Source organism: Cryptosporangium japonicum (assembly GCF_039524755.1).
Lineage (GTDB): Bacteria > Actinomycetota > Actinomycetes > Mycobacteriales > Cryptosporangiaceae > Cryptosporangium > Cryptosporangium japonicum.
In genome coordinates, this window is record NZ_BAAAGX010000046.1 from 74,275 (window position 1) to 94,259 (window position 19,985).

General features: G+C 75.1%; 5 protein-coding genes (1 of these 5 running past the window's edge). 2 read left to right on the top strand and 3 right to left on the bottom strand.

Annotation, left to right across the window (positions count from 1 at the left end):
- Window positions 1-16,661, top strand: partial view of a toxin glutamine deamidase domain-containing protein gene (locus ABD437_RS40775; RefSeq protein WP_344654353.1) — the 3' portion only. The gene continues 17,800 nt to the left of window position 1, outside the view; the window shows 16,661 of its 34,461 coding nt (coding positions 17,801-34,461); its start codon lies beyond the left edge, outside the window; its stop codon occupies window positions 16,659-16,661.
- A gap of 6 nt (window positions 16,662-16,667) precedes the next feature.
- Here the strand turns inward: ABD437_RS40775 and ABD437_RS40780 are convergent, their stop codons facing one another.
- Both ABD437_RS40780 and ABD437_RS40785 read right to left on the bottom strand, forming a co-directional pair.
- Window positions 16,668-17,999, bottom strand: a complete 1,332-nt coding sequence (locus ABD437_RS40780) for a hypothetical protein (RefSeq protein ID WP_344654354.1) — start codon at window positions 17,997-17,999, stop codon at window positions 16,668-16,670.
- Window positions 17,996-18,613 (bottom strand): hypothetical protein, encoded by a 618-nt coding sequence (locus ABD437_RS40785; RefSeq protein ID WP_344654355.1) that lies wholly within the window; start codon window positions 18,611-18,613, stop codon window positions 17,996-17,998. The genes ABD437_RS40780 and ABD437_RS40785 overlap by 4 nt, the downstream gene beginning before the upstream one ends.
- A 47-nt stretch (window positions 18,614-18,660) precedes the next feature.
- Here ABD437_RS40785 and ABD437_RS40790 point away from each other — a divergent pair, with 47 nt between their 5' ends.
- Window positions 18,661-19,341 carry a YwqJ-related putative deaminase gene (locus tag ABD437_RS40790; RefSeq protein ID WP_344654356.1) on the top strand — a complete coding sequence of 227 codons (681 nt, stop codon included), beginning with the start codon at window positions 18,661-18,663 and terminating at the stop codon, window positions 19,339-19,341.
- On the opposite strand, the gene ABD437_RS40795 is transcribed toward ABD437_RS40790, so the two are convergent.
- Window positions 19,338-19,922, bottom strand: coding sequence for a hypothetical protein (locus ABD437_RS40795; RefSeq protein WP_344654357.1), 585 nt, complete (start codon window positions 19,920-19,922; stop codon window positions 19,338-19,340). The two genes, ABD437_RS40790 and ABD437_RS40795, sit on opposite strands and share 4 nt — an antisense overlap.
- Window positions 19,923-19,985: the final 63 nt, after the last annotated feature.

The following is a 19,985-nucleotide window of genomic DNA, read 5'->3' on the forward strand; positions in this document are numbered from 1 at the left end:
GGCGACGGCTCGTGGGCCACAAGCGCCGGGACTCGGCTGCGGCGGCCCGTGACCTCGAGGCGGCGGCGGCACAGCTGGACCAGGAACTCGCGCGGCAACCGGCCGAGGAGGAGCGGGCACAGGGCCTCCGGCACGGTGCGCTGGAGCTGCAAGCGGAGATCACGCGGTTGCGGGCCGGCGTCGACCTGCTGGTACGTGCGCTCTCCCCGGAGACCTACGGCGACCCCGGCCTCGGCGACGCACCGACGAACTGGGGGCGGATCAACACCGCGGCCGACGCGGACGACCCGCTCACCCGGCCGATGACCGAGTTCCCCACCGACTTCGCCGACGCACCGGTAGCCGGGGCCGCCGAGCGTCCACGCCCGAGCACGCTGGCGACGAACCATCGGGTGCCGACGATCGGCGAACAGCTGCGGCTGCTCGTCGCTCTCGTCGCGGCCGGCAAGCACCCACCGGACCTGGGCCGCTGGGTGTCACTGGGGAACGGCTCCGGCGCGGTGGACCCGGGTCGGCGGGACAACTGCATGGCCGCGTCCCGGGCGTTCACCTCCATCTGGTCCGGGGTGTACGAGGTCGCACCGGCCACCCACGTCTCCGCCACGCTCGACGAGAACGGCCTCGACGTCGCCTACCCGGGCGAGGACCGCTCGGTCAACGAGCAGTACTACGGCGGTCGGTACCAGGAGTTCGTGCCCTTCGGGGCCACCGAGGCCGACGTCCGGGACGGGATCGAGCGGATCGCCGACGCGCTCCGGCAGTCCGGTGACCGCGCCAACGCCAAACTCATCGTGCTCTGGCCGGACGGTGGCACCCACGCGTTCGACGCGGTGAACCAGAACGGCCGCGTCTACTGGGTCGACCTGCAGACCGGCACCTTCAGCACGGACTTCCCGTACCCCGCCGAGCAGGTCCGCTACCTGGACGTGATGCTGCTCGATCCGCAGAGCCGGCCCGCGGCGGTCGACGGGCAGCCGCTCTCCTACCGGACGACGACGTCCCTGCCGGTCCCCGAGGCGTACGCCGACGTGGCCACGCTGGAGTCGTCCACCCCTCCGCCGGGTCAGGACGTGCCGACGTTGGTGCGCGGCGAGTCGGCCGACGCGAGCCGCCGACCTGCTCTGCGCGACCCGCGTGTCCCGGCCACCGCCCGGTTGGCGCAGGTCACCGACGCCCTGCTCGCCGATCTCGGCTTCCAGGCCGAGATCCGGCGATCGCTGGACGGCTACTACGCGCGGCTGGTCGCGACCACGGCGCCGGTCCACGACCACGTGAAGGCGATGAGTTCGCTCTCCGACGAGATCGACCGCCTCGACGTCAGCGCCGAGGACGCGCTGGCGGCGATCTCGTACAAGGACCGCCGTCTCGTCGGCCTCGGCACCGCGCACCAGGAGGCCCTGGACCGGGCGGCGGCTTCCGAGGAGGCCGCCCGGGCCCGACGCGAGCAGGCCCGCACGCTGATGGCCACCAGCCGAAGCCGCCGGACCGCCGCGGACGAGCTCGCCGCACAGGCCGCGGACGCCTGGCTGCCCGGCACGGCCCATCGGCTGGAAGCCCGGAGCCGCCGCCTCGCCGACGAGGCCGCCGTCTACCGGAGTCGCGCCACTGAGCTGCGCTTCTCCGCACTACGCTCGGACCACCTCGCGCTGGTGCAGCGGGAGCGGGCCGCCGCGATCGACGCCGCGATCGACGGCGTCCGCGCGGACCGGCTCGACGACTACGCGCGAGCCGCCGAGGCCCCGATCCGGGCGGACGAGCTCCGGGTGGAACTCGACCGCCTCGAACGCGCGCTGCTCCCCGACCGGTTCCAGGACGACGACCTCGCGGACATCCGGGCGGATCCGAACCGGACCGACTGGGGACGGATGAACCTCCCCGGTCTCGACGAGCCGCTCTGGCACCCGGTCGTCCGTCACCCGAACGAGCGCACCGAAGCCATTCCCGCGACGCTCGTCGAGGAGATCGCGCTCCGGATCGAACTGTTCGAGGCGACCGGCGAGCAGGCACCCGTGAACCCGTCGGTGCTCGACGGCAACTGGGTGTTCCGGGGGAACGGGCACGGGTACGCCGACAGCGGACGGCGGGAGAACTGCGTCTACACGGTTCTCTCGTTCTGGAACACGCTGCGGGGACGGCCGGAGGTCGCGCCGAGGCTGACCCGCGAGGGTTTCACCAGGTACGACGTCAACGCGCCGATCCAGCCGTTCGCCGACCCCGTCATCCAGGACCTCGAAAGCCGGTTCGGCGGCCGGCTGCAGGAAGTGGTGCCGTTCCTGGACGGTGTGCTGCCCGGCACCGCGCAGGCCGAAGCGGCGCTGGACACCGCGGTGGAGCGGATCAGCTCAGCGCTCCGGGCCGCCGGCGAGAACTCGATCGCTTTCCTCAACCACGCCTACCGGGACAGCAGCGTCGGGCACTCCTGGGCGGCCGTGCACCAGAACGGCCGCATCCTCTTCGTCGACCCCCAGACCGGAGCGGTCAGCGAGAACCTGCACTTCCGGGCGGCCATCGGGTTCCTGGACATGATGGTCCTCGACGCCGACGACCGCCCGTATCCGGTGGACGGGCTGCCCTTCTCCCCGTTCAGCATCGGTGACCCTCCCCCCGGCTACGCGCTCGCCGCCGCCACCGCGGGCCCACCGTCGGAGAAGCCGGATCGGTTCCGGGCCGGCTTCCCGCTCCCCGCCCGAGGGTCGGCGGGCACGCGGACCGAAACGTCGGACGAAGTGCGGGGGTACTTCGCGAACAGCGAGCGCCTCACGCACCTTCGTGACGTCGTCGCCGGGCTCCGGGCGATCGGCGACCGCATCACCTACCTGGAGACGAAACCGGGGGCCGACGCCCTGGCGGATGCGCGCCGCGCTTACCGGGACATCGCCGCGTCGCACGGGTTCGACCCGGACGCTCCGATCGACGGGAACTCCGACACCGGCCGCCTGATGCGCCCGCAGGACCCGGTCGCGCACGTCAGCCGAGCACCGGGCGCACCCGACCGGGCGCCGGTGGAGGCGACGCGCGGGACGTACCACCGTCCACCGCTCCGGGCGCACCTGCGGGCGGTCGAGGCCGCCGTGCCGATGAAGGACGGCGAGTTCGAGCGGCACTTCTCGCTCGTCGACCACCCGGACGTGGTTCCGCGGATCAACCCGGGGCACTGGGTCGACGCGACGTTCCGCGCGAACTGCGTCGACGCGGTCATGTCGTTCGTCGACACCTGGGTGCACGGCCGGCCCCGGGTCGCGGCGCCACTGGCCCGGGACGTCTTCTCCGACGACTTCGGCCACTACGACCTCGACGAGATCAGAGTTCACGGGATCCAGCGGATCCAGGACTGGCTGGGGACCCGGCTCCGGACCGTTCTGGCCCACGGACCGATCGACACCGCCGACTCGACGAGCAGCCTCCGATACGTCGCCGACACCGTGCTCCGCGGCGGCCACGGAACGACCGCGGTCGTCGCGCTGGAGTGGAACGTCGGTGCCCACCTGATCTCGGTGGTGAACGACCACGGCACGGTCCGCTGGGTCGACCCGCAGACCGGCCAGGTGGACACCGAACCGCTGTACCGGGCGGATCAGGTGGCCGGGTTGAGCATGATCCTGCTCGCGCCGGACGGGGCGACCGTCGAGGTGCCCGACCTGCCGTTCGCCGAGGCCCTGCCCGAACCGGCCGGCGTTCCCGCGCCGGCCGACGTTCCCGCGCCGGTCGACGCCGCGGATCTCCTCGACACGCTGACCGATCCGGCCGCCCGGCGGAACTTCGTCGTCGCGAACCGGCAGTACTACGCGGAGCGCGCGGCACTGCGGCTGAGCGACTGGGACTACTACACCTTCGCGGCACGCGTCCAGCCGGAGATCGAACGGCTGTCCGCTGCCCTCGACGCGGCGACCGCCGGGGACTCCGAGGCCCGTGACGCGGTCGAACGGGCGACCGGCGCCGCGCGGGACGCCGCGGTGGCCGCACACGACGCGGCCGTGGCCGACGCCCGCGCCGGAGGACAGCGGGCCGAAGCGTCCGACGGCGCGACCGCCGGCGACCAGGCTGCGGCCTACCGCCTCGGCGGCCGGGCGCGGCGGGCCGACGACCTCGCGCGGCTCACCGAGGGCATCGCCGAGCGCGCGCTGACCGAGGTGGAGCCGGCGATCCGGAGCGCCGCCGACGCCGCGGAGCGGGCCGCGGACGGCGCGTCCGATCAGCCGACGACGACGCCCACCGCCCTCCGCGCGCGAATCGACCAGCTCGTCGAGGCGCTGGAGTTCGTCCGCAAGTCGCTCTTCCCGTCGGCGGAGGCCGTGCGGCTACCGGTGCGGCCCGACGCCGAACCGGCCTGGCGCACCGATCCGGAAGCCGTACGGCAGCGCGAGGCCGAAGCGTCCGCGTACTACGACGCCGCCGGCCGGATCGAGCGGTTGCACGACGTCTTCCGGGAAGCCCGTGACCTCAAGCGACGGTTGACGAACGCCGAACGTCGACTGAACCACGCGCACGACGCCGACGCGGCCCGAGCCGCGGTCGACGCGGCCCGGCGCGCCTACGAGGACGCGACCGAACCCCACGTCGACGCGCTGCGCGAGGCCTACACGGCGCTGTTCCCGGACGCCGCGCCGCCGACCGATCTGCGGGCCGCCGACCTCATCGACCGGATCGACGTCGACGCCGACTTCGGCGAGCTGGTGCGGCCCGAGGACCGGTTCGCCCAGTACCTGCGGACGCCACGCACCGACGGCCGCATCCCCGCCGCGCTGCTGTCCCTGTTCGGTCCGCACGGCTACCGTCCGCCGCTGCGTCAGCAGGATCGGGCGATCAAGGAGGCGCTGCGCACCCCGGACGGCGGGTACCGCAAACACCGCCCGGTCGCCGACGACGGGTCCCCCGACTTCGTCGACTGGGTGCCCCTCATCAACCCAGCCTGGCGGCACGACGCGTACTCCCGGCTGAACTGCGCCGACGCGGTACGCAAGTTCCTCGACATCTGGGACGGCCGGGAGCCCTCGGTCGCCGCGCCCAGCTCACGCAACACGATCGTCACCCGGTCCGGCGCGGAGTCGACGGCGTCGTACGACCGCACCTGGCAGAACGTCGACGAGGCGTGGTACGGACGGAAGCTCCAGCCCGTCACCACGGTTGCCGACGGGACGGACAAGGCCGCGCACGAGGCGGCGATCAAGGCGGGCGTGCGCACGATCACCGACGCGGTGCAAGCGGAGGGGCCCGGCGCGAGCGCGTACGTCGCGCTCTCCTGGACCCAGGGTGGCGCCGGGCACGTGTGGGCCGTCGTCAACCAGGGCGGAACCATCAAGTGGGTCGATCCCCAGATCGGCCGGGTCGGCGGCGCGCCGTTCAACCGCCTGTCGAGCATCAACGGGCTCCAGATGATCCTGCGCGACGCGAACGGGGTCGCGAAGCCCGCACCGGGGTTGCCCGACCCGCACACCGACGGGGCCCCCGCGTCCCGCGGCGCCGCACGCGGTGGCCCGAGCGCCGCCGCCGTCCCGGTCGACCGGATCCGGGCGCTGCACCGGGGAACCATCTCGCGCAACCCGCGCACCCGGGAGCGGGCCGTGCAGCAGCTAGACGAGTTGCTGCGTGCCGAGGACCTCGTCGCACCACGCATCGACCCGGTCACCGGCGACCCGGCCGGCGGCTCGCCCGACTTCGCCGCCCGGGTGACGCAGCTCCCGCCGGACGTCCGGGCGATCGTCGAGGACCGGACGCACGACCGTCCGGCGCAGCGCGACGCCGCACTGGGCGCGCGGGCCAGGGCGGTCCGGCAGGCGGCGCTGGACCAGGCGCGCACCGGCCGGGACGCGGCGACGCTCGACCACGAACGCGCCCGGCTGACCGCCGCGCGACACCTGCTCGACGCGCGGCTGGCGGCCCTCGCCGCCGGGCAACCGGACCCCGGACCGGGCACGTCGACGTCGCCGCTCGCGCTGGCGCAGCAGGCCCGGTCGGTGGCCGCGGCGTTCACCGGACCGGGCACGCCGTTCACCGACGTCCTCGTCGACCCGGCCGGGACCGTGCGGTTGACCGGCGACGAGGGCGAGTTCCGGGTGCGGATCGAGACCGGAACCGCGACCGGGCCGGTGCGGCTCACCGTGCTGCCCGACGGTCCGACCCGGACCGTCGACGGGGCCACGGTCGCCGACGACGTCCAGCGGGCGCTGCGCGACGCGGTCGCCTGGCGCGCGTCCGGGAACGTGCTCGCCCGGGGTGCCGCCGCCGGGCCGATCGACCCGGACGCGTTCACGAACCGGGACCGCCGGCGCCTGGCCGCGATCGAGCAGACGCTCGACCTCCTCGACCGGGCCGCCAACCGGCCCGCCGAGGCGGGTCGCCTGCGAGCCAGGGCACGGGCCCAGATCGCCGAGGCCGGGCTGGCTCCGGCGTCGGACGAACCGCGGCCGGGCGCGGATCTGGACCCGGACGTCGCCGGGTGGCCGCGTCGGCGGGCGGCGATCGACAGCGGCCTGGCCACGCGGATCGCCGCGCTCGACCCGCAGCCGGACGTCGGGCTCGCGGCGCGGACGCAGCGACTCGCGGTGCTGGGTGAGCTCGGGCGTCGCCAGCAGGAAGGGGCCGCCGCGCGGGCCGAGCAGTACCTGCGCGAGCTACGGAACGACGTCGCGCAGGAGCGGGACGCGGTACGGCGGCGCGAACAGGCGCTGGCGGTGGCACTGGGGACCGGGCCGACGATCGCTCCGCCGACGCTGCGCCCCGCCGCACCCGGCGCGACCGCGCCCACCGCCGGCCCGGCCGCGGCGACGAGCACCACTGCCCCGCGCCTACGCCCCGCTACCCCGAACGCGACCACCCCGAACGCGACCACCCCACCACCGACCGGCCCCGCCCCAGCGGGCAGCCCCGCAATGCCCGGCAGCCCCGCCGCATCCGGGGGAACCGCCGTACCCGGCGGACCCACCGTCCCGGGCGGGCCCGCGGGCACCGGCGGGTTGGCGGGTCCCGGTGGAGCGGCGGGTCCCGGTGGAGCGGCGGGTCCCGGTGGGCCTTCCGGGCCCGGGGGTCCTGCCGTGCCCGGTGGGTTGGCCGGGCCCGGTGGACCGGGCGGGCCGCCGCCGCCCGGTGGAGGTGACCCGAACAGTGCCTCCCACCCGGACGGCCCCCTCTTCGGCACCGACCCCTCGGAGAACCTCCGCAACGCGGCCTGGATCGCCGAGATCGCCGGGGTAGCGAGCGTCACCTCCGCCGGCCAACGCGGCCTGTTCGTGGTCACCACACCCGACGGCAGGCGACTGCCGCTCGTACTCTCCGAGTCCACCGACGTCGACCCGGGCACGGTTCGCGGGGCCTGGGTCCGCCCCGATCCGAGCCGGCCGCCCGTCCTCGGCCTCGCGCGCCCACCACGCGGACGGCGCGTCGACGTCCAGATCGAACTGGCCGCCCAGATCGCCGCGTACGTCGCGGTCAGCTCCGGAACCGCGGGCCCGACGAACCTCCTCGGCGCCGGCCCGGCCGGCCCGGAGCTGCGTGCCGACAACCCGGCCCCCGCGTTCTCGGCGGCCGACCACCAGGCGCTGGCCCGGGTCCGCGGTGCCGCCCGCGCCGCCGACGAGGCGCATCCGGTGCGGCGGGGCGCGGCCAGGGCGCGTTTCCACCGGTCCCTGCTGGACGCGGCGCTGCTGCCGCCCGACCCGGCCACCGGCGCGCACGACCACACCCCGCCCCGCCTGGCCGCCGCGGTGCGCGCCGGCCTGCTGGACCCGCCGCACCTCGACGCGATCGCCGCCGAGGCCGGGACACCGCGCACGCCGGTCACCCGCCGGGTCGAGGAGGCCGTGGCCCGCGCGGTGACGTCGTTCGGCGGCACCGCACACCCCCGCGGCGGCGCACTCGTCGACCTCGTCCCCCCGGGCTTCGCCGGACTCACCGCGCAGGTCGTGGTCGGTCCGCCCGGGGGTCCGCCGACCACCGTCACGTTCGCCGCGGGTGTGCTGCGGGTGACCGTCGCCGCCGACGCCGACCCGACCGCGGCGGCCGTCGACGCCGCGACGCAGATCGCCGAAACGATCGGGTCGACCCTGGTCGCGACGTCCACGTCACTCGGCAGCCGGCCCACCACGGCGACGCCGGTCTTCGGCAACCACCCGTTGCCGCCGGGCACCGACCGGTCGGACTTCGGGGTCGGCGACTACGTGACCCGCGCCCGGCTGACCGAGCTGATCGAGACGGCCCGGACCGGTGCCCGCGCGGAACGCCGGGAGGCGCTGGCCGAGCTCACCCGTACCGCCGAGCGTCTCGGTCTGCGTTCGGGCGCCCCCGACGCGGTCCGCCGCCGCGCGCTGCTCTCACCGGGGGCCGGCCCGGCCGCGGCGCCCGGCTCGCTCTCGCCGGTGACCGCGCCGACCACCGGCGGAACCGACGTCGCCGCGGCGTTGGCCGAGCTGATCGACGGCCGCCGGCCCGCTGCCGACCCGGACGCGGTCGTGCGCTCGCTGTTGGTCGGCGGGGACCGCACGACCGGGGAGGTGCGTGGTCTCGCCGCCGCGCTCGGCGTGCACAGCGCACGGATCGACCGGTCCGAACCGGAGATCCTCGTGCTCACGCCGGAGGAGGGTGACGCGCCCCAGCGGATCCGCCTTCGTTTCGACGCGGTGCCGAGCGGCGCGGTGGCGGTGGCGGACGCCGCGACCGGGGCCGTGGTGATCGACCACCGGGCCGCACCGACCGACGCGGCGATCGGGCTCGCCGGAGCCGTCGCCGAGCTGCGCGCGACCCGGGCCGGAGTGCCGGTCGGTTCACCCGTTCTCCGCACCGGCGTGGACGCGGCGCGGATCACCGAGGACGACCTCGTCGTCGCCGACCACCGGAGCCGGGCCGAGCTCAGCATGGCCCGGGCGCAGCAGACGGTCCGCGGCCGGTCGGTTCCGGCTACCGAGGCGCTGCACGCGTACGCCCGCGTCGCGGGTGTGCTGGCCGAGGGCGGTCGCCCACCGGCCCGGTCGGCGGCGGAGATCGCCGCCCGGCGCGGTGAGCGTGACCAGCTCGTGCGTCGCCGGTCCGCGCTGGACGCGGCGACCGAACGCGCGCTGGCCGCCGTCGGCGACGCGGAGCCGGCCGGCCTGACCAGGGCCCGCCGTCAGATCGAGGACGTCGCCCGCCGACACGCCATCGACGGTGCCGTGGCGCGGACGGTCCGGCACGGCGTCGACGAGCTGTCGTTGCGGGTCGGCGGCCAGGTGAGCACGATCACCGTCCGGACCGGTGACCGGGTGCCCGGCGACGACCCGGGGTCACCCGCGCGGATCCGGCCCGCCACCGCGACGTCGGGCCCGCTGGTGACCGTCTTCCCGAACGCCGACCCCCTCGCGCTCGGCCGGGCGGTCGCGCGGGCCACCGCCGTCGAGATGGCCCGGCTGGCGGGACTGCCCCCGGGCATCACCGTCGACGACGTCGCGGCCGCGGCCGAGCTGGTCGAGCTCGGCCGGCAGGCGTCCGATCCGGACCTCGGAGGCCACCGGCGGCGAGGGGCCGCGCGGGCGGCGGCCCGGCTGCGCGCCGAGTCGCGTCTCGACCCGGCCGCCCCCGGCGGCGAGCGCCACTACGCGCGGCTCCGTGATGCGGGTCTGATCAGCGACGACGACCACCGGCGCCTCGTTACGCTGCTCGACCAGGAGGTCGTCCGCCTGCGCCGGGAGACCATGGAGCGGATGGTGCGGGCGGCCACCGACGCGGGTGCGACAGCGGTGGAGCCCATCGGGCACGGCGCCGCCCGCGTCACGCTTCCCGGCGGCGACCAGGTCACGATCGAAGTGGCGATCGACCGGAACGCGCCCGAGGTCCGGGTGCCCGAGCACGACGTGCTGACCGTCACGCGCAGTCGCCCACCGACCTACGTCGACGAGACGGAGGCGCACACGCTGTCGCTCGCGACCGAGGTCGCCCGGCACGTCGCCCAGCGCCGTGGCCTGTCCGAGGACACCGTGGCGCTGCGTCCCGGCGCGCCGTCCGGGCCGGTGCGTCCGGAGGACCACGGCGTGCGCGACGCGATCGGGATCGCCCGTCTGCGACGGCTGCTCACCGACACCCCGCAGATCGCGCGACCGCTCATCGAGGAACTCGGCCTCGGGCACGACACGATCGGGGCGTACGAGCGCCGGGCGTCGCTCCCCGCCGATCTGCGGGCGCTCCTCGAGACCCACGACGGCGCTTTCGGCACCCATCGCGCGGTGACGACCGGGCTGCAGGCCGCCGAGGACGCCCTGAAGCGGGCGAACCCCTCCATCACGATGCCGCGCACGCCCGAGGAGGCGGCGAAGTTCCGGGCGGCCACCATTCAGGTCGAGCGGCTCGCCGACCGGCCCAACGTGCTCCGGGTAACCATTCCCGACGTTCCCCGCCCCGGCGGCCGGACGGAGTCCGTGGTGGCCGAGGTCGCCATCTACCGCGACCCGAGCGACGCCGCGGACCTGGCCGTCTTCCCGCCCGACGCGCGGCCGCGCCCCGTGGGCGAGCCGCAGAACTTCGCCGTCGTCCTCGCGCCGGGCGCGTCCACCACCGCCATCAACCTGGCGGTGGCTACCGAGGTGACCCGCTGGGTGCGGGGCCAGGTCACGCCTCCGCGTCCCCGCAGCAAGAACTACGACCGGCTGACCCTGCCCCTCGATCCCCGCGCCTGGCGCCCCCGCCACTACGCCCAGATCGCGACGCTCCGGGTACTGCTGGACAAGCTCGCGGCCGCCCAGCGGTGGCGGGTCCGGGCAGTGCCCTACGAGTCCGTCATCCGCTCCCAGATCCGGGAGGTGTCGCGGGCCCTCGAGCTCGACCGCGGTGTCGCGCGATCGACCTCCCGGTTGACCACCCTGGTCGAGGAGGGGCAGCTCACCGCCGAGCACGCCCGGCTCATGCGCAAGGTCGACCGGCCGAGCAAGCGTCGGTGGGTCCTGCGCCGGGACGACCGCGGTACCCAGAAGATGCTCGAACGCATCGGCAACGCCCTGGTCAAGGCGGGCGACCTGCCCAGCGTCGACGAGGTGGCCTGGAAGCCGGCCCCGTGGGCCGCCAAGGAGGACCTCACCGGGACCTACCTGGTCGCGCTCGCGAACGGCCGCACCATCGAGCTCGAGCTGATCGGCGGTGCGCTGGTCGAGACCGAATCGACCGACCAGCCCGCCGAGCCGACCGGCCGCCTGGCCACGATCGTCGTCAACCAGCGCCGCCCGTCGAACATCCGCCCGGGCGAGTGGATGCGCTGGCTGCTGACGCCGTCGGCCGAGCGCGGAGCCCCACCGCGGCACACCAAGAAGGAATGGGAACGCGAAACCGAGATCAGCGCGATCCGCCAGCTGGTGGCGCTGGCCGTCCGGCAACCCCCCGCGGGCAAGTCCGCGGCCGAGGTCGCGGCGAACCGCCCCACCGACCGCGTCCTGCACCGGGGTACGCCGAACGCCGACACCGACGCGGTGACGCCGGAGGACGAGATCGAGCTCGGGGTGTTCAGCACCAGGGTCCGGATGCTCAGTGACGCCTGGGACGACGCCAGGTACGCGACCTGGCGAGCCGGTGTCACCCCGTTCGTCGCCGGCCGGCGGGTCGCCAAACTGAGCGCCGTGGTCCGGGCCGAGGCCCGCCGACTGGGTCTCGAGGCGGGGGCACCCGGCGTCACCGGCCTGCGCGCGCACCTCACCGAGGCGGTCCGGCGGGAACTCGACCGACTCGACGGCGGCCGCGGGACCCGAGCCCCGGAAGCGGTCAAGGAGCACGCCGTGCGGACGCTGGACACGGTGGCCCGCCTGGGCGGGTTCCGGGTGGAGAAACCGGGGCCCGACCTGTTCCGCTTCACCGACCCGCGCACCGGTAGCTCGAAGGACTTCCGGCTCGGTTCCGCCGACCACGGTGGGCTCGGCACCGGAGTCGTCGACGTGGAGATGGCGGGCGACCAGTCCCTCATGCTGGTCTTCTCGCCGTGGCTCGACGACGCCCAGGTCGAGCAGGCGCTCGCTCGGCGGCTCGGCGAACTGATGGCCGACGACCCGGACGAGGCGACGAACGCCGGCCGGACGCTCGAGGTCGCCGTTCTGGTCGACCAGCTCCGGCGCACGGACCCACCGGCCGACCCGGAGACCGTCCGGGACCGCCTGGACCGGGTGGTCGGCTGGCTCGGGCTGGATCGCGACGTGCCCGGCGTCGACGCCCGCCGGGAGGCGATGTTCCGCGGACATCCGGACGTGCTCACCCAGTTGGCGAACGCCGACGGCCTGGGCGCGTACCCGGCCACGGACTTCCCGGCCCTCGCGTCGGAGCTGGCGGCGCTGGCCCCCGCCGCCGGGCTCGTCGTCGCCCGCGACGGCAGTGATCCCCGGCGGATCGAGGTCCGGCTGCCCGGACGGGCCGGCGGAACGGCGAACCTGCTCCTGGTGGTCGACCAGGCCGGGCCCGGCCGGGTGGCCCGCGGCGATCTCGCGGCCGGGGAGTTCCACGTCGACACCCGGAGCAAGGGCGTGGCCAGGCAGGCCGCCATGGTGCGTGAACTCGCCCGCGTCGCCGCCGAGCTGGAGGGCAACTCCCCGGTGGGCGCTCCACCGCGCCTCGTGCCGGGACCGCTCGACGCCGACGTCCGTCCGGCGGACCTGACCCCGGACGACTGGGCCATCGCGGCCGAGGGGCGGTTCCTCGCCCGCGCGTACCGGGCGACCTCGGAGCGCACCGACCAGGCCACCCGGACGTTCATCCGGCGTCGCATCGACGCGCTGGCCCAGGCCATCGGCGCGCTGCCGGACGAGCCGGGCGGCCGGCACCGCATCGCCGCGATTCCGGCCGAGTTCGGAACACTGCTGGCGAACCTGCAGTACGGGGAGAGCACCGACGAACGGGCGCTGGTCGCCGAGAGCGCGCTCACCCGGCTGGCCGAGCGGCTGGGGGTCACGGTCAGCCGCGTCAGCCGCGGACCGGCGGACGTGGGCCGGGTCACCGAGAAGCCGGCCCCGCGCTACCTCGTCACGCTGCCCGACGGTTCGACGATCCGGCTGCGCGTGTTCGTCGACTCGCTCGGCAAGGGTGTGGTGGCCAAGTCGGCCCGCGAGGATGACACCGGGACGGAGACGGTGTGGACGGTGGACGTCTCCGAGAAACACTCGGCGGCCGAGATCGACGCGGCGGCCACCCGGGTGCTCGCCGACGTCCTCCGCACCCAGATCGCCGCGGCCGGGCCCGCGGCGCCCGGCTTCCACCTGGGAACCCCGGAGGCCGACGCGCAGCAGCTGGCCGGTGTGCAGAGCGGTGGACGACCGCGGGCGGAGCTGCTCGCCGCGCTCGAGGAACTCCGGGTCCTCGACCGGATCGCGAACCCGTCCGACGGCGACGACCGCCCGTCCGCTCGTGCGCAGCGACGCGCCCGCCGGGCCGCCCACGATCTGCTCGTCCGGATCGGCATCGCCGTCGGGGCCGACGACCCGCACGGGCTGCGCAGCCGGATTCCGGCCGGCTACCACGACCTCGTCGCACGCCACGACGGCAGCCGGGCGCCCGACCAGGCCGAGGCGCTGGCCGCCGTGCGGCGCGCGGTCGAGGACGCCGCGCGCTTCCGGACGCACGACTACCGCGCCGGCACCGAGGTGGTGCCGGGTGCGAGCGACGACGTGCTGACCGTCCGCTTCGAGACGGGCCAGGAGATCGAACTGCAGGTCGTCACCGTTCCGCCGCCGGGCGTGGACGCGCTCCGGCCCGGAGAGGCGGCCGTCGCCTTCGATCGCCCGACCGGCTCCGGGCTGCCCGCCCTCCGGGGTCTGCTCGTGTCGCCGACCGCGACGGCCGACGCCATCGCGGTGGAGGCGGCGGCGCAGGCCGCGGACCTCCTGCACGCGATCGATCCACCCGTCGATCCACCGCACGCCGACCCGTCGACGGTCGCGCGGCTGCGCGTCCTGCTCGAACGGCGGAGTCATCTGCGTGCCCGGGCCCGGCACCGAGCCGGGGTACCGGTGGCGCCGGGCGCGCCGAGGCGGCCGGTGCTGCGTCCGCAGAGCGGGCGTCGGGACGAGTCCCGGCTGCGCCTGCTGCTGGCCCGGGACGGATACGTCGCCGACCATCCCGCGGTGACCGCCAACCGGGCCGGGCTACCTCCGACGCTGCGCGCGGAGCTGGAGGCCCGCGACCGGACGGCGAAGACGGCGAGCGACCGGCGGGTCCGCCGGGCCGTGACGGCCGGACCGGGCCGCCTCGCCGCGGCCGCCGGGGCACACCGGGTCACCGTCGACGACGCCCCCACCGGGCGGCAGCGGGTCACCGTGGTGGTCAAGGCCGACGACGGGGTGGACGACCACCTCACCTTCGAGGTCGCCGCTGCGCCCCTGGAGCCCGGTGTGAGCAGCCGTCCGGATCCGAACGACCAGACCGTCCTGCTGCTGTCGGACACCGCCCACCCGCATCGTCTGCGGGCCGCGCTGGCTCGGGAGGTCGCCCGCCGGGTCGCCGAATCCGCCTCGGTGAGCACGTCCACCGCGGCGGCCTCCACGCTCTGGGAGCCCGGCCCGGACGGGGATCCGGTCATCACCCCGGCGGGGCACGGCGAGATCGCCTACCTGCACACGGTCGCGCGTCTCTCCGGTAAGCGCAGCGCGGAGTTCGAGGAGACGCTGGCCCGGCTGGGCCTGCACCCGACGCAACCGGACGCGGTCGAGAACGCACGCGCTCTCGACGCCGCGTTGACGAAGAAGTCCCGACGAGGCCTCGCGAAGCTCGACGACCCGTGGTCACGCTCACTGCGCAACCAGGACGGGCTCGGGACACCGCCAGCGGTTCCGTCGATGGGCTGGTACGTCCTCAAGGCCGCGCTCGGCGGATCGGGCATCGGGTTCGCCGGAGCCAGCCTCGCGGCGCAGCTCAGCGGCCGCACGGGGACGGCGGGCCTGACCCTGGCGCTCGCGGCCGTGACGTCATTCGCCGGTGGGCTGGGCGAATGGCGGTTGATCCGCGCCACCCAGCACAACGCGGAGGTCAAGGCGATCGCCGCACGGAAGAAGGCGGCCGCGGCGGACCGCGAGCGGCTCGACGGCTACCGGAGTCTCCTCGACGACATCAACCAGCGGCTCGGGCCGCTGAGCACGGTGAGCCCACCGGCGACGCCCCCGTCCGGCGAAGTCTTCGGGGATCGTCTGCTGGACCCCAACGCGATCCCGGTTCCGCCCCGCCCGGCACAGAGCGCTTTGTTGACGGCCCGGCTGCTGCTGCGCAAGTTCGCCGTCACGCCGCTGGTGTCCGCGGGCATCGGCGCCTGGATGGTGGTGGAGGCCGGTGTCGCGGTCTCGCCCTGGATCATCGGTGCCGGCGTCGTCGCGGGCGTCGGCACCGCGGTGGGCGACTGGCTGCGCCGACGCAAGGAGGAAGAGGAGGCGAACCGCGACTCCGACCGGCAACGCGACCGGGAGTACGAGCGCAGTCGCCACGTCGCGGCGGAGGAGCAGCGCATCCTCGACGAGTTGCGGTTCAAGGCGGGTCTCCTCCTCAAGGAGCGGGAGCAACTCGCTCAACAGGCCGGCGTGCGCGACTCCGACCCGCCGCCGAGCAGGCTGCCGGTGGTCGGCGCGACACCGGCGCCGGACGGGGGCCGGGTGCGGTGGTCCTGGCAGCGGGAGATGCCCGGGCACCTCCCCCACCTGATCAAGTCGGCGTCCACCGTCGGACTCGGCGCCGGAGCCGCCGCGCTCGGAACGGTGGTGGCCGGCAAACTGCTCGGCATCCCGATCTCCTGGGACGTCGTCGAGGTGGGCCTGTACGGCGGGGCCGCGGGCACGGTCATCGGCGGCTCGTCCGAGTCGCGCATGATGTACCACGCCGACCAGCGCAAGGCGCGCAAGGAGCGGGACCAGGCGAACCTCACCCTGCGGGCCAAGGTCCGGCGTCTGGAACAGCTGGAGGCGATCGTCACCGACCTCCGGCACGCCCAGTGGCTGGGCAAGCAGATCGGTGAGGGCTGGCAGGAGCCGCTGTTCGACCAGGAGATGCTGCCCCGCATCGAACCCGACCAGGTTCCCGTCAAACCCGTCCCCAAGCTGACGTTCCGGCAGTTCGTCAACCGCGAGTACTTCGAGGCCTACGGCTGGCCGGGGTACGTCTACCTGGGGGCGAGCATGGTGCTCGGCGTGGGGAGCAAGTTCGTCCTGCCGTCCCTCTACATCGCACCCGGAGCCGCGACGCCGGGCACGCCGGCACCGGGAACGCCGGCACATGGCGGACCGGTGGTACCCCCGGGAGCGGTGCCACCTCCCGGGCCGGTACTACCGCAGCCAGGACCGGTGCTACCGCAGCCAGGACCGGTGCTACCGCAGCCGGGACCGGTGGTGCCGCCGCTCGGACCGGTGGTCCCACCGGCACCGGTGCCGGGCGCTCAAGGAGCGAGCCAGGGCGCCCTGATGCAGCAGGGCTTCGCCAGCCAATCGGCCCGCGGCGCCGTCACCGCGATCACCGGCAGCTGGAGCGACCGCTACGCCGACACCCACGCCGACTACCGGGCCACCGCACGCAAGGAACCGTACGAGCGGCGGGAGGCGGAGGTCGACGCGGCGATCGTCGCGGCCGAGCGCAACATCGCCGCCACGCTCCTGGACCTGGACAGGGAGCAGGAGGCGCTGGAGCGGGTGATGGCGCGGCGACAGGCCGGCGGTTCGGGCCCGAACCCGCTCGCGGGCCCGACGGCCAATCCCTGACCTGGGCTAGGGAGCGACGTCCAGGTAGGCGACGCCGGCCTCGAGGAGGTCGCGGATCGCGTGGAAGCACCGCGCGGTCAGGAACTCGGCCGGGTCGGTCAGCGTCGGGTCGGTGACGCCGAGACCGCGGTACTGCTCGGCCTGCGCCACCAGCGTCTCCCAGAGCGTCGGCCACTGCCCGGCCGTGCGCCAGAGCACCGAGCTGTCCAGGCCGGACCGGGCCGCCCACCGCCCGGGCACACCGTAGGTGAAGACGCGCGCTCCGTCCTCGGGCGTGCCGAGGCCGTGCAGCAGCGGGAACACCCGGTAGGTCCGGGCGAACTCCGCGGCCTGCACGGTGCCCGGACGGACCTCGAGCACGACGGCGCGGCCGATCAGGTCGTCGAGGTGGGTGGCGGCGTCGGCGATTCCCTCGTCGGCGGCCGCCGCGGCCACCGCGTCGCGCGTCCACAGGCGCTTGGGGTCCGCGCCGCGGACGATTCCCCACACCCGCGCCCCGGCGGCGGCCAGCCGATGGTCGGTCGCCCCGACCCGGACGAGGTGGGTGACGAACGAACCGTCGTCGGGGCGGTGGAACGGGCCGCCGTCGTGCCCGACCGCGAAGAGCCAGCCCGCGGCCCCCGGATGCCCGGGATCGGTCTTCCAGCGCGGCACCGGCACCGTCGGCGAGTCGGGCCGGTCCGGGAACCAGGGCAGTTCGAGCACCTCGTCCGGGTCCTGCGCCCCGGCCGGATCGGCCGGCTCCGCCGCGGGCAACGGCGGTGCGGACGCGCCGACCAGGTTCGCGGACGCCGCCGGCTGGAGAGCGGCGGTCCACCCGGCCACGGACACCGCCGCCAGCCGCACGGCCTGCTCCACCAGCGCGTCCGGCGACGCCGACGCCTCCGTCGCCTCGGTCGCCTCGCACAGCTCGGCCAGCGACCGGCTCGCGGCGGCCCAGCGCCACATCCCGTAGACGAGCGGCCCGAGCTCCGCCCACGATCCGGACAGCCCCGTCCAGCGTCCGGCCCGTTCGTCCGGCAGCCCGACGCGGAAACGCCCGGCCCCGGCGCCCGGGGTGTTGCCGAGGCCGTGGAGGAGCGGCTCGAGGCGGTACCGCGCGACGAATCCGGCGTTCTGGTCCGGCCCGGCCGGCAACTCGGCCAGCAGGCCGCGCCGGTGCAGCCGCGACACCACTTCGGACGGTTCCGGCTGGTCGTCGTGGGCGAGCAGCCAGGTGGCATGCTCGTCGTCGTCGAGCGGCACCGTCCGCGTCCCCAGCCGCACGAGGTGCGTCGCCTGCTCGCCGTGCAGCGTCCCGTGGTAGTGCCCGACCGGGATCAGCAGCGGTCCGCTCATCCCCACGGCCCCGGCGACGGGCGGTGGTCGAGGTAGGCGGCGCCGTGGGAGACGAGCGTCTGCAGCGCACCGAGCACGAAGGACAACACCTGGTCCGGGTCGGTCTCGGACGCATCGAGGGAGCCGGTGTCGCGCGCCGCCTCGGCCAGCGCCTCGCACGCCGACCAGAGATCGGGCCACAGGTGGGCCCACTCCCAGACCTCGAGCACCCGCGGCCGGGCCCGCAGCGCCACCGTGAGCCCGGGGATGCCGATGCCGTCGAGTTCCTCGCCGTCCGCGCGGCCGAGCCCGATCAGCAGCGGCCGCACGCGGTGGTAGCCGGCGAACTCCCTGGCCTCGTCGGTGCCGGGCGTCACCTCCACGACCAGGCCCCGGTCGAGCAGGCCGTCGAGGATCGGTTCCGCGTCCTCGACCCCGACGCCGGTGGCCGCGTCGATCACCGCGGACCGGTCCCACCGGCCCTCGTGGTCCGGCAGGCCGTGCGCGAATCCCCACACGTCGAGCGTGCCGTCGTCGTCGAGCGGAATCGGCTCCCAACCCATCCGGACGACGTGATGGCCGGACGGGTGGACCACCCCCTGGTAGTGGCCGACCGGAAGCACGATTGTGTTCATCGGCCTCGATCGTAGGGCGGGTGGCCACTCTGGCTACAGTGGGCACCATGGCGGCTTTAGATCGCACCGGTGCCGAGGAACGAGCCCAGCAGTGGGTCGAGTCGGTGGCGCCGGGCGCCGAGGCCGTCCTCCACGAGTTCGATCTCGGCTGGGTGATCTCCGCCCGGTTCCCTCCGACCGTCGCGTATCCCCTCGGGCTCCCGAGCATGGTGCTCGACCGCGAGTCCGGCGAGCTGGTCGTCGGTGGCACGATCCCGCCGGAGGACATCGCCGAGGCGTACCGGCGCGGTTTCCGCCCGCCGGAGCCGCCGGACGGGCCCGGGCCCCGGATGTTCCCGTCGACGATGAGCAAGCTGACGATCGCCGAGCGGTCCTGGGTCGCGCGTAGCCGCCGGTCGGACACCGATCGCATCCTGCACCCGATCGTCTCGACGTTCTTCGACGCGATGCCGCCGGAGTACAAGGAGCGCGGCGTCGAGCGCTCGGCCGAGGCCGCGGTGTTCTCCGAGATGCTCATCGCCGAGGAGATCGCGCGGGCCGAGGCCGGCCGCCCGCGGCTGACCCTGGAGGACGCGCGTGAGCTGGTGCGGGGCGCCCGGCTGGAGACCTTCCGCATCCGCGAGGACGACGACCCGGCCACCGGTACGGCGCACCGCTCCGCGTTGCCGGTGCTGCTGTTCCTGGATTTCCTGGGGTTGAGCCCGGCGGCGGCCGAACCGTCCCGTTAGGCGACGCGGTCCAGGTAGGCCGCGTTCGGGCCGAGCAGGCCGTGCAGCGACCGCAGCGTTCCCTCGAGCACCCGCTCCGGGGTCTCCCGCGCCACGTCGCCGGTGGCCTCGCAGGCGATCCAGAGGTTCGCCTGCAGATGGCCCCAGAGGTACAGGTGCGCGAGCGCGGCGCCGAGCCGGGCGAGCGGCTGCCCCGGCAGCCCCACCTCGTACGTGTCCGGTTCGTCGGGGAGGTTGCCCAGGCCGAGCATCAGCGGTTCGAGCTGATGGGTGCGCGCGAACGCGAACGCCTCCGGCGTGCCCGGCGCGATCGAGGCCACCAACCCGTCCTCGATCAACCCGGCCAGCGCGCCGCCCGGATCCGCTGTGCCGGCCGCGGCGTCGAGCACCTCGTCCGGGCCCCAGAGCTCGTCCTCCACCCGGTCCGGCGTCCCGTGCGTCAACGCCCAGAGGAAGAACCGCTCGTCCGCGAGCCGGATGACGTCGGGGCCGACACGCACCCGGTGAACCGGCTCGCCGGTGGCCGGATCGACCGCCACGCCGAGCGAGTGGCCGATCGGCAGCAGCATTCGGTCACTCACGGAGCGAAACGATAGCGGACCGTCCGCTCGGCGCCGGAATGCCTCCGCGGCCCGCGCACGGTA

What these genes read in the sequence shown, in the direction of transcription:
- ABD437_RS40780 (WP_344654354.1), bottom strand. Translation starts at nt 17,999, where the DNA reads ATGAGCGGACCGCTGCTGATCCCGGTCGGGCACTACCACGGGACGCTG.
- ABD437_RS40785 (WP_344654355.1), bottom strand. Translation starts at nt 18,613, where the DNA reads ATGAACACAATCGTGCTTCCGGTCGGCCACTACCAGGGGGTGGTCCAC.
- ABD437_RS40790 (WP_344654356.1), top strand. Translation starts at nt 18,661, where the DNA reads ATGGCGGCTTTAGATCGCACCGGTGCCGAGGAACGAGCCCAGCAGTGG.